The 11040-nt window shown below is 69.6% G+C and carries 11 protein-coding genes; 2 read left to right on the top strand and 9 right to left on the bottom strand.

The genetic code is table 11. The features are described from left to right. Positions 1 to 76: 76 nt before the first annotated feature. A complete protein-coding gene (gene tyrS / locus QN345_RS10355; RefSeq protein WP_241975411.1) occupies positions 77 to 1378 on the bottom strand; it encodes a tyrosine--tRNA ligase in 1302 nt (433 codons plus the stop codon). Between the two features lie 166 nt (positions 1379 to 1544). Here tyrS and QN345_RS10360 point away from each other — a divergent pair, with 166 nt between their 5' ends. Together QN345_RS10360 and QN345_RS10365 are read left to right on the top strand one after the other, a co-directional pair. Next, positions 1545 to 2228: a winged helix-turn-helix transcriptional regulator gene (locus QN345_RS10360; protein ID WP_323508628.1), complete on the top strand. Its 684-nt coding sequence runs from the start codon at positions 1545 to 1547 to the stop codon at positions 2226 to 2228. Further along, the gene (locus QN345_RS10365) at positions 2225 to 2824 is read left to right on the top strand and encodes a hypothetical protein (protein ID WP_322136125.1); all 600 of its coding nucleotides are present in this window, start codon (positions 2225 to 2227) and stop codon (positions 2822 to 2824) included. The genes QN345_RS10360 and QN345_RS10365 overlap by 4 nt, the downstream gene beginning before the upstream one ends. A 61-nt stretch (positions 2825 to 2885) precedes the next feature. On the opposite strand, the gene QN345_RS10370 is transcribed toward QN345_RS10365, so the two are convergent. The 8 genes from QN345_RS10370 to QN345_RS10405 form a co-directional block, all read right to left on the bottom strand. Further along, the gene (locus tag QN345_RS10370) at positions 2886 to 3497 is read right to left on the bottom strand and encodes a DNA-3-methyladenine glycosylase (RefSeq protein ID WP_322136126.1); all 612 of its coding nucleotides are present in this window, start codon (positions 3495 to 3497) and stop codon (positions 2886 to 2888) included. A 53-nt stretch (positions 3498 to 3550) separates the two neighbouring features. Continuing rightward, positions 3551 to 4987, bottom strand: coding sequence for an argininosuccinate lyase (gene argH / locus QN345_RS10375; RefSeq protein WP_322136127.1), 1437 nt, complete (start codon positions 4985 to 4987; stop codon positions 3551 to 3553). A gap of 10 nt (positions 4988 to 4997) precedes the next feature. After that, positions 4998 to 6197, bottom strand: a complete 1200-nt coding sequence (locus QN345_RS10380) for an argininosuccinate synthase (RefSeq protein ID WP_134447017.1) — start codon at positions 6195 to 6197, stop codon at positions 4998 to 5000. A gap of 33 nt (positions 6198 to 6230) precedes the next feature. Next, the gene (gene argF, locus QN345_RS10385) at positions 6231 to 7163 is read right to left on the bottom strand and encodes an ornithine carbamoyltransferase (RefSeq protein WP_134447015.1); all 933 of its coding nucleotides are present in this window, start codon (positions 7161 to 7163) and stop codon (positions 6231 to 6233) included. Between the two features lie 35 nt (positions 7164 to 7198). Then, the gene (locus QN345_RS10390; protein WP_134559711.1) at positions 7199 to 8461 is read right to left on the bottom strand and encodes an acetylornithine transaminase; all 1263 of its coding nucleotides are present in this window, start codon (positions 8459 to 8461) and stop codon (positions 7199 to 7201) included. A 39-nt stretch (positions 8462 to 8500) separates the two neighbouring features. Continuing rightward, positions 8501 to 9352, bottom strand: a complete 852-nt coding sequence (argB, locus tag QN345_RS10395) for an acetylglutamate kinase (RefSeq protein ID WP_241984934.1) — start codon at positions 9350 to 9352, stop codon at positions 8501 to 8503. A 140-nt stretch (positions 9353 to 9492) separates the two neighbouring features. Continuing rightward, a complete protein-coding gene (argJ, locus tag QN345_RS10400; RefSeq protein ID WP_134559715.1) occupies positions 9493 to 10665 on the bottom strand; it encodes a bifunctional glutamate N-acetyltransferase/amino-acid acetyltransferase ArgJ in 1173 nt (390 codons plus the stop codon). Beyond that, positions 10662 to 11040, bottom strand: a 379-nt coding sequence (locus QN345_RS10405) for an Asd/ArgC dimerization domain-containing protein (RefSeq protein ID WP_323508629.1), incomplete at its 5' end; no start/stop codon positions are given. The genes argJ and QN345_RS10405, both read right to left, overlap by 4 nt.

The raw sequence follows: 11040 nt of genomic DNA on the forward strand, positions 1-11040 counted from the left end.
CCCTTAAACCTCCGGTTTAAGGGCCAAAATCGTACTCTCGCGGCGGGGACTGCTCGACGAAGACGCCGGGCAGGGACTACTCGACGAAGACGCCGGCCAGGGTCTTCTTGCCGCGGCGGAGCACGGCGACACCACCGGGGAGCACGGCCCCCTCGATGGTCTGGTCCTCGCTGAGGACCTTGACGTTGTTCAGGTACACCCCGCCCTGCTTGATCGCGCGCCGGGCCTCGCTCAGGCTCGTCGTGAGTCCGGTGTCCACGAGCAACTGCATGACAGGTGCGTGCGGGGCCGTTGTCGTGTTGGGGAGTTCACGCAGGGCGGCCTCGAGGGTCTCCTCGTCGAGGTCGGCGAGGTCACCCTGGCCGAAGAGGGCCTGCGCGGCGTGGATGGCAGCATCCGTCGCCGCCCGCCCGTGCACGAGGCTCGTCACCGAGACGGCGAGGGTGCGCTGGGCGAGCCGCTTGAAGGGTTCCGTGGCAACCGATTCCTCGAGGCCCTCGATCTCGGCCCGCGTCAGGAACGTGAAGATCTTGAGGCGCAGGATCACATCGGCGTCGTCGGTGTTGAGCCAGAACTGGTAGAAGGCGTATGGGCTCGTCAGGGTGGGGTCGAGCCAGACGGCGTTGCCCTCGCTCTTGCCGAACTTGGTGCCGTCGCTGTTCGTGATCAGGGGTGTGCCGATGGCGTGCACGCTCGCACCCTCTGCCTTGCGGATCAGGTCCGTGCCGCTCGTGAGATTGCCCCACTGGTCGCTGCCCCCGGTCTGCAGCACGCAGCCGTGCGCGCGGAAGAGCTCGAGGAAGTCCAGGCCCTGCAGCACCTGGTAGCTGAACTCGGTGTAGCTGATGCCTGCGTCGGAGTTCAGCCGCGCGCTCACCGCATCCTTCTTGAGCATGGTGCCGACCCGGAAGTACTTGCCGATGTCGCGCAGGAAGTCGATCGCGCTGAGCGGACCGGTCCAGTCGAGGTTGTTCACCAGGGTGACGGGATTGTCGCCCTCCGCGCTCAGGAAGCGCGACACCTGCGCCTGCAGGTAGCCGACCCAGGTGCCGACGGTGTCCTTGGTGTTCAGCACCCGCTCCGCGGTGGGCCGCGGGTCGCCGATCAGACCGGTGGAACCGCCGACGAGGCCGAGCGGCCGGTGACCGGCGAGCTGCAGGCGGCGCATCAGCAGGAGCTGGACGAGATTTCCGAGGTGCAGGCTCGGCGCGGTCGGGTCGAACCCGCAATAGAAGGTGATCGGCTCCCCCGCGAGCAGCGCGCGCAGCTCGGCCTCGTCGGTCGACACCTGCACGAGGCCACGCCAGGAGATCTCCTCCCAGACATTCTCGAAGGTGACGTCGTTGGACTGCTGCTTGAGGATCACGGGATCTGACACGCAGCCCAGATTACCAGCGCGGCCGTGCCGGGCCGGGAGGACAGGCCTGAGCCTTCATCGTAAATAATTAAGCCTGAAGAATGAATATTGAGATATATAGCGTGTACGCTTACTTTATGCGGGCGAACTCCCGCGCTGCACAGCAATCGCACCGGAGGGCGCGCTCATGTTCGTGATCACCGCAGACCAGATCGACAGCCGCCACGACCGGGACCGGGCCGGCGAGATGATCGCCCGCCTCGCCGCCGACTTCGGCCCCGCCTTCCTCCTGCCGCCAGACCAGACCTCCGGCGACGAGATCCAGGCGCTGCTCACCGACGCCGCGACCGCGCTCGACGTCGTGTTCGCGCTGCACCGGTCGGGGCACTGGAGCATCGGCCTCGGCATCGGCCCGGTCCGGGTGCCGCTCCCCCACGCCACCCGGCAGGCCTCCGGCGCGGCATTCAGCGCCGCGCGGGCCGCCGTGACGCGAGCCAAGAAAGCGGATGCCCGCTTCGCCCTCGACGCAGACGGGTCCGGGGCCACGGCGGCCGGGGCATCCGCCGGCCGGCCCCACCCCGGCTTGCCCGCTGGCGCACCGATTCTGGCCGGCGCCGAGGTCGAGGCGCTCATCGCGACCGTGCTCCTGCTCCGCCCGCGCCGCGCGCGGGTGGGGGGGGCGGCGGTCGACCTGCTGCGCGGCGGGCTCAGCCAGGTCGACATCGCCGCCCGGCTCGGGATCACGCCCGCCGCGGTGAGCCAGCGGATCAAGTCCTCGCTCTGGAGGGTCGAGGAGGCTGCACACCCCGCACTCGTTAGGCTCGTGGAAGACCTCGAGCAGACTTCGACAGAAACGGACACCGCCGGATGACGATCCAGTCCTTCCAGATCCTCGCCACGCTGTACTGGATGCTGCTGTTGCTCGTGACGATCGGCTCGCTCGTCTGCGCCGTGCTCGCGTTCCGGTGGCGGAAGCAGACCTTCGCGATCATCTCGGCGGGCGGCCTCGCCGGCGCCCTGCTGATCGCGGCGGCCCCCGCTCCGGGCGGCAGCGACACCTTCGGCGTCATCCTCGGACTGATCGCACTCGCCCTCGCCGTCGTCGGCGGCGGTCCGATGGCCCTGCTCGCACTCGACTTCGCCACCCACGATTCCGCGCGGCCCGGCCAGCACGGCGGCATCCTCGTCGACGACGGCGCGACGCCCGCAGTACCCGGCGCGGCCGGTGCCGTGCACGAGGTGCTCCGCGGCGGTCTCATGATCGGCATCCTCGAACGGCTCGCGGTCGCGGGGGCGATCCTTGCCGGGTTCCCCGAGGCGATCGCCGTCGTCGTCGCCATCAAGGGCGTCGGCCGGTTCACCGAACTCACCGAGGCCGAAACCCGTGAGCGCTTCATCATCGGCACCTTCGCGAGCCTGATCTGGGCCTGCGCGTGCGCCGCCCTCGTGAAGATCGCGACGAGCTGAGCGACTGCGTGCGCTGAGTTACGGCCCCTCTGCGCGATCGGGAGGGTGTTTTGTCCGTGACTCAAACCCCCGACGCGTTTCGAAGCTGCGGATGCCGCCGGTAGGGCGACACGGTCGGCTCGCCCGGGAGCCAGAATCGCCACGGGAACGCCACTCCCCCGCCGGGACCGCTGACGCCGGTGCGCGGACCGGTGCGTACCGCAGGCGCGGGAATGGCGGGCAGGGTCAGCTCGAACGGCAGGGCGCCGAGATCGGCGCCGTCGTCGCCGAGCCCGATACCGAGGGCGATCGTGAGCCGCGCCGGTCCCCTGGCCAGATCGCCGTCGGTCTTCGAGGTCGTGCGGCGCGACCGGGCTTCGGCCAGTCCGTCGACGATCTCGCCTCCGCGGAGCAGGAGCGCTGACGCGGCACCCTCCGGGGAACAGACGATGTTGGCGCAGACGTGCATCCCATAGCTGAAATACGCGTAGAGGTGCCCGGGCGGGCCGTACATGGCCGCATTACGCCGGGTGCGACCCCGGAAGGCATACGAGCCCGGGTCGGTTCCGTCGCCGAGGTAGGCCTCGACCTCGGTGATGCGCAGCGCGACCCCGCCGTGGCGGAGAACCGCACCGAGCACGAGCGGGGCGAGTTCGATCGCCGGCCGTGCGAGCAGCTCCCGGTCGAGGCTCACCGGCGGCGCCCGTCACGTCGCAGTTCCCGCGCGGCGTTCACCCGTGGCGCCCGCTAGAGCGCGAGTGCCGAGGCGAGCACGCGCACCCGGGCGACGAGCACGGCACGCTGCTCGGCAACGCGAACCGGGGCGGTGCCGCCCTGGCCGTCGCGACCCTCGACGGACCCGTGGATGCTCAGCACGCTGCGCACCTCGGGGGTCAGGTGCGCGGAGATCGTGAGGAGCGCGTCATCGTCGACCTCGTGGAGTTCGAGTTCGTTCTGCTCGGCGTACTTCACGAGGAGCCCGGTGATCTCGTGCGCGTCCCGGAACGACACACGCTGCTTGACGAGCCATTCGGCGACATCGGTGGCCAGGGAGTACCCCGCGGGGGCGAGTTCCGCCATCCGCTCGGTGTGGAAGGTCAACGTCGCGATCATGCCGGCGAAGGCGGGCAGGAGCACCTCGAGGGTGTCGATCGAGTCGAAGACGGGTTCCTTGTCCTCCTGCAGGTCGCGGTTGTACGCGAGCGGGAGACCCTTGAGGGTCGTGAGCAGGCCGGTGAGGTTGCCGATCATGCGACCGGACTTGCCGCGCGCGAGTTCGGCGATGTCGGGGTTCTTCTTCTGCGGCATGATCGAGGACCCGGTCGAGTACGCGTCGTCGAGGGTGACGAAACCGAATTCGCGGGTGTTCCAGAGGATGATCTCCTCGGCGAGGCGGGAGATGTCGATGCCGATCTGGGCGGTGATGTACGCGAACTCGGCGACGAGGTCGCGGCTCGCGGTTCCGTCGATCGAGTTCTCGACGACGTGGCCGAAGCCGAGGTCGGTCGCGACGAGCCGGGCGTCGAGGCCGAGGGTGTTCCCGGCGAGGGCGCCGGAACCGTACGGCGAGTAGTCCGCGCGCTTGCCCCAGTCGGTGAAGCGTTCGAGGTCGCGCACGAGTGGCCAGCAGTGGGCGAAGAGGTGGTGGGCGAGGAGCACCGGCTGCGCATGCTGCAGGTGGGTGCGCCCGGGAATGATCGCGGTCTCGTTGGCCTCGGCCTGGGCGGCGAGGGCATCGATCACCGTGATCAGGTGCGCGGAGATGCTCGCGGCCTTGTCGCGGAGCAGCATCCGGATCAGGGTGGCGACCTGGTCGTTCCGGCTGCGCCCGGCGCGGAGCTTGCCGCCGAGCGGGGCGCCGACGATGTCGATCAGGCCGCGTTCGAGGGCGGAGTGCACGTCCTCGTCGCTCTCGGCAGGCTGGAAGCTTCCATCGTTGATGGCGGCGTCGAGCCGGTCGAGCCCGGCGATCATGGCGGCGAGTTCTTCGGCGCTCAGGTAACCAGCGGCGGCCAGGGCACGGGCGTGAGCCCGGGAACCCCGGATGTCGTATGGCGCGAGTGGCCAGTCGAACTGGGTCGACTTGCTCAACCGTGCGAGCTCGGGGCTCGGTCCCCCGGCGAAGCGGCCACCCCAGAGGGCGCCCGCCTCACCGGCGCGGTTGACCGGAGAATCGCCTGTCATGCTCCGGACCCTACTTGCCGGCCAGGTCGCGGCGTGCGGAGATCTTGCTCGGCAGCGACCACAGCTCGATGAACCCCTTGGCCATGCTCTGGTCGAAGGTGTCTCCGGTGTCGTAGGTGGCGAGGTTGAAGTCGTAGAGGCTCTGCGGGCTCGTGCGGCCGGTGACGACCGCGGTGCCGGCGTGCAGCTTGAGGCGGATGTCGCCGGTCACGTACTTCTGCGTCTCGTCGATGAACACGTCGAGGGCACGCTTGAGGCCGGAGAACCAGAGCCCGTCGTAGACGAGTTCTGCCCACTTGGCCTCGACGCCGCGCTTGTAGCGGGCGAGGTCGCGTTCGATGGTCATGTTCTCGAGCTCTTCGTGCGCGGCGATGAGGGCGATGCCGGCGGGGGCCTCGTAGACCTCGCGGCTCTTGATGCCGACGAGGCGGTCTTCGACCATGTCGATCCGGCCGACGCCCTGGTCGCCGGCGAGCTTGTTCATGATCTCGATGGCCTGCAGAGGCGTGACGGGCTTGCCGTCGATCGCGACGGGGACGCCCTGGTCGAAGCGGATGACGACCTCGGTCGCGTCCCGCGTGACCGTGGGGTCCTGGGTGTACGTGTAGAGGTCCTCGATCGGCGCGTTCCACGGGTCTTCGAGGAAGCCGGTCTCGACCGCGCGGCCGTAGACGTTCTGGTCGATCGAGTACGGGCTCTTCGCGGACTGCTTGATCGGCAGGTTGTGCTCCGCGGCGTAGATGATGGCCTTGTCGCGGGTCAGCGCGAAGTCCCGGACCGGGGCGAGGGAGATCAGGTCGGGAGCAAGCGCGGCGACGGCGGCCTCGAACCGGACCTGGTCGTTGCCCTTGCCGGTGCAGCCGTGGGCGACGCTGTCGGCGCCGAGCGCCTTGGCGGTGGAGGCGAGGTACTTGGCGATCAGCGGGCGGCTGAGCGCGGAGACGAGCGGGTAGCGCTTCTGGTACAGCGCGTTGGCCTTGAGGGCCGGGACGATGTAGTCGTTGGCGAATTCGTCCTTCGCGTCGACGACGATGGCCTCGACGGCGCCGCAGTCGAGCGCACGCTGGCGGATGGCCTCCATGTCTTCGCCGTCCTGTCCGACGTCGATGGCGAGTGCTACGACCTCCTTGCCGGTCGCATCCTTCAGCCAGCCGATGCCGACCGAGGTATCCAGTCCACCGGAGTATGCGAGCACAACACGTTCAGCCATGGTTCTCCCTCTAAATATCTACTAAGTCTCAGTTTACGGGTTGGTGTTGTGGCCGAGCAGCCAGACCAGCAGCGCCTTCTGCGCGTGCAGGCGGTTCTCGGCCTCATCCCAGATGATGCTCTGCGGCCCGTCGATGACGTCCGCGGTGACCTCGTAACCGCGGTCGGCGGGAAGGCAGTGCATGAAGAGCGCGTCGGGCTTGGCGCGGGCGAGCAGCGCGCTGTCGACGCGGTAGGCGCCGAGGGAGGCGACGCGTGCGGCCTTCTCCTCCTCGAATCCCATCGACACCCAGGTGTCCGTGACGACGACGTCGACGCCGGTGACCGCTTCCGCGGGGTCGGTGTAGAGGGTGATCGAGCCGCCGGTCTTCGCGGCGATGGCCTCGGCATCCGCCAGCACCTGCGGCTGCGGGGTGTAGCCGGCCGGGGAGGCGACACGGATGTGCATGCCTGCCGTCGCGCCGGCGAGGAGGTAGGAGTGCGCCATGTTGCAGGCGCCGTCGCCGAGGAAAGTCAGGGTGAGGCCGGCGAGCTCGCCGCGGTGTTCGCGGATGGTGAGCAGGTCGGCGAGGAGCTGGCAGGGGTGGAAGTCGTCGGAGAGCGCGTTGACGACGGGCACGGTGGTGCCGAGGGCCATCTCCTCTAGGCCGGCCTGGCCGTAGGTGCGCCAGACGATCGCGGCGACCTGGCGTTCGAGCACGCGGGCGGTATCGCCCGCGGTCTCCTTGCCCCCGAGCTGGCTGTTTGCGGTGCTGATGATCAGCGGGCTTCCGCCGAGGTCGGCGATGCCGACGGCGAAGGACACCCGGGTGCGGGTCGACGACTTGTCGAAGATCACGGCGACGGTCTGGGGGCCCGCGAGGGGTTTCGCCTGGAATCGGTCGCGCTTGAGCTCAACGGCCAGGTCGAGGATCTCGGCTTGTTCGGCCGGGGAGATGTCGTCGTCGCGCAGGAAATGGCGGGTCACGGGGTCACTTTCGCTGGAATGGGGGATTCTTCAGCCTAGAGGCTGGCCAGGGCGAGCCCGAATCGGCGCCCGAATTCGGCCAGCTCGGCCTCGCCGACGATGAGGGGCGGCGCGAGCCGGATGGTGGACTCGTTTGCGGCGTTGATGATGAGGCCGGCCTCGAGGGCCGCGTCGGCGAGCTTCAGGGCCACGGGCTCGGCGAGTCCGATTCCGAGCAGCAGGCCGCGGCCCCGCACCTCGAGGATGTGCGGGGAGTCGAAGCCGAGGATCAGGTCGCGGAGCTGCTCGCCGCGGCGGGCGGCGTTGGCGACGAGGCCGTCCCGCTCGATGATGCCGAGCACGGTGTTGGCGGTCGTGGTCGCGAGCGGGTTCCCGCCGAAGGTCGAGCCGTGCTGGCCGCGCTGGAACAGCTCGGACGTCGCACCGAAGGTGACGAGGGCGCCGATCGGCACCCCGCCGCCGATGCCCTTGGCGATCGAGATCGCATCGGGCAGGATGCCGTCGTGCTGGTACGCGAACCAGTCTCCGGTGCGTCCGGCACCGGTCTGCACCTCGTCGAGGATGAGCAGGACCCCGTGCCGGGTGCAGAGCTCTCGGGCGCGGCGCAGGAAGCCGTCCGGCAGGTCGATGACGCCGGCTTCCCCCTGCACGGGCTCGAGGAACAGGGCCGCGACGGTGTCGTCGATCGCGGCCTCGAGGGCCTCGAAGGTCGCGTGGATGTGCTCGACGCCGCCGGGCACCGGCAGGAACGGCGCCCGCATGGCGGGCTTGCCTGACAGGGCGAGGGCGCCCATGGTGCGGCCGTGGAAGGACTCGTGCAACGAGAGGATGCGGGTGCGCGGCCGACCGGGCTCACTCCCGATATTGAGGCGGGCGAGTTTGAAGGCCGCTTCGTTGGCCTCGGCGCCCGAGTTGCAGAAGTAGACGCGGCCGGCCGGGCCGGCCCCGGTGATGCGCTTGAGCCGTTCGGCGAGCTCGATCTGCGAGGGGGACGCGAAGTAGTTGGAGATGTGCGCGAGGGTGCCGACCTGGGCTGACACGGCGGCGACCAGCTCGGGGTGGGCGTGCCCGAGGGAGTTGACGGCGATGCCCGCGAGGAAGTCGAGGTATTCGGTGCCGTTCTCGTCCCAGACGTAACAGCCGGCGCCGCGGACGAGCATCGCGCGCGGCGGCGCGAAGGTGAGCATCATCGCCGCGGTGTATCGGTCACGCCAGCCCTCGCTGCGTTCCGCGAGCGTGGCCGCGTCGGTCGTGCCCGCGTAGGTTGCCGGTGAGTCGGTGATCGTTTCGCCTGTCATTCTCAAATCCGTCGTGTCGGTGGTGTGGTGCGGTTGGGCTCAGTTCGCCCGGGGTACTACTTCGGTGCCGATCCCGCTCCCGGTGAAGACCTCGAGCAGGATCGAGTGCGGCACGCGCCCGTCGATGATGGCCGCCTTGGCGACGCCGCCCTCGACGGCGTCGAGGCAGGCGGTCATCTTGGGGATCATCCCGGATTCCAGGTCGGGCAGCAGGGCGCGGAGCTCGGGCACTTCGATGATCGAGACGAGGGAGTCCCGGTTCGGCCAGTCGCTGTAGAGCCCGGCGACATCGGTGAGGATGACGAGCTTCTCGGCCCCGAGCGCGATGGCGAGGGACGCGGCGGCGGCGTCGGCGTTGATGTTCAGGGACTGGCCCGGGACATCCGTGTCTGGCGCGATCGAGGAGATCACCGGGATGCGGCCGGCGTCGAGCTGGGCGTGCACGGCCTCTGGGTCGACGCCGATCACGTCGCCGACGAGGCCGAGGTCGACCTCCTCGCCGTCGATCATCGTGCCGCGGCGGCGGCCCTGGAAGAGTCCGGCGTCCTCGCCGGAGAGGCCGGCCGCGAGGGGGCCGTGCTCGTTGATGTGGCTGACGAGCTCGCGGTTGATCTGGCCGGTGAGCACCATCCGCACGACGTCCATCGCCTCGGGGGTCGTCACGCGGTAGCCGCCGCGGAATTCGCTCTGGATGCCGAGGCGGTCGAGCATCGCCGAGATCTGCGGGCCGCCTCCGTGCACGACGACGGGGCGGAGGCCGGCATAACGCAGGTAGACCATGTCCTCGGCGAAGCTGCGCTGCAGCGCCTCGCTGACCATGGCGTTGCCGCCGAACTTGACGACGATGATCTTGTCGTGGAAGTGCTTGAGCCAGGGCAGCGACTCGATCAGGGTCTCGGCCTTGACCGCGGCCTCGGCCCGGGTGTTCGACTCGGCCTCGGTCGTGTCGACCTCCGCGTCGCTCGCGTGCGTTCCGGTGCCGGTGTCCGCGAGCGGATGCCGGTGCGAGGCCTTGCCGTGCGTGTGACGGGTCAACTCGAGTACGCGCTGTTCTCTTCGACGTAGGCGTGCGTGAGGTCGTTGGTCCAGATCGTCGCTTCCGCGTCCCCCGCGTGCAGGGTGATCAGCACCGTGACGGAGCGTGGCGTGAGGTCGACGAGTTCGCGGGGCTGGTCCGGCTCCCCCGCGGTGCAGACCTGCACCCCGTTGATCGTGACGTCGATGTTGTACGGGTCGAAGGCGGCATCCGTCGTGCCGACGGCGGCGAGCACGCGGCCCCAGTTCGGGTCGTTGCCGAAGATGGCGGTCTTGAACAGGTTGCTGCGGGAGACAGCGCGGGCCACGGTGACGGCGTCGGCTTCGGTCTCGGCGTTGCGCACGGTGATGGCGACGTCGTGGGCGCTGCCCTCCGCGTCGGCCTGCAGCTGCAGGGTGAGGTCCTGGCAGATCGCGGTGAGCGCGGCGGCGAATTCGGCTTCGTCCGGCGCGATGCCGCTCGCGCCAGAGCCGAGCAGGCTCACGGTGTCGTTGGTCGACATGCAGCCGTCGGAGTCGAGGCGGTCGAAGGTGATCCGGGTCGCGACCCGAAGCGCCCTGTCGAGCTGGGCGGAGTCGAGGACGGCGTCGGTCGTGATCACGACGAGCATTGTCGCGAGGCCGGGGGCGAGCATGCCTGCGCCCTTGGCCATCCCGCCGATCGACCAGCCGGCCGGCGCGGTCACGGCGGACTGCTTCGGAGTGGTGTCGGTCGTCATGATGGCCCTGGCGGCGGACAGGCCCGCTTCGGCGGACGTCGAGTCGTCCGTGCGCAGGGCGAGGGTGGCGTCCCAGATGCCTGCGGTGATCTTGTCCAGGTCGAGCTGTTCGCCGATCAGGCCGGTCGAGCAGACGAGCACCTCCCCGGCGGACACGCCGAGGCGGTCACCGACGGCCTCCGCGGTCGCATGGGTGGTCTGGAAGCCGATGCTGCCGGTGTAGCAGTTCGCACCGCCCGAGTTGAGCACGATCGCGCGGACGCTGCCGCCGCGCATGACCTGCTGGCTCCAGATCACCGGGTTCGCCTTGCAGCGATTGCTCGTGAACACGGTCGCGGCACTGGCGAGCGGGCCGAGGTTCTGCACGACGGCGAGGTCGAGTCCGCCGGACTTCTTGAGGCCGGCTGTGACGCCGGCTGCCGCGAATCCGGCGGGGGTTGTGACGCTCACGGGGCGACTCCATTCATGCTGAGGCCCAGGGTCTCGGGCAGCCCGAGGGCCAGGTTTGCGGATTGGATCGCGGCACCGGCGGTGCCCTTGGCGAGGTTGTCGACGGCGGTCACCGTGACGACGCGGCCGACGGCCTCGTCGACGGCGAGGCCGATCAGTGCGGTGTTGGCGCCGAGCACGTCGCTCGTGCGCGGGAAGTGTCCGGCCGGGAGCAGGTGCACAAACGGTTCGTCTGCGTATGCGCTCTCCCAGGCTGCGCGCACGGCGGCTGCGGAGGTGCCGGGCACGAGGCGCGCCGTCGCCGTCGCGAGGATGCCGCGGGACATCGGCACGATCACGGGCGTGAAGGAGATGGTCGGATTCACGGCGCCCGCC

This window comes from Cryobacterium sp. 10I1 (assembly GCF_035019805.1).
GTDB lineage: Bacteria > Actinomycetota > Actinomycetes > Actinomycetales > Microbacteriaceae > Cryobacterium > Cryobacterium glucosi.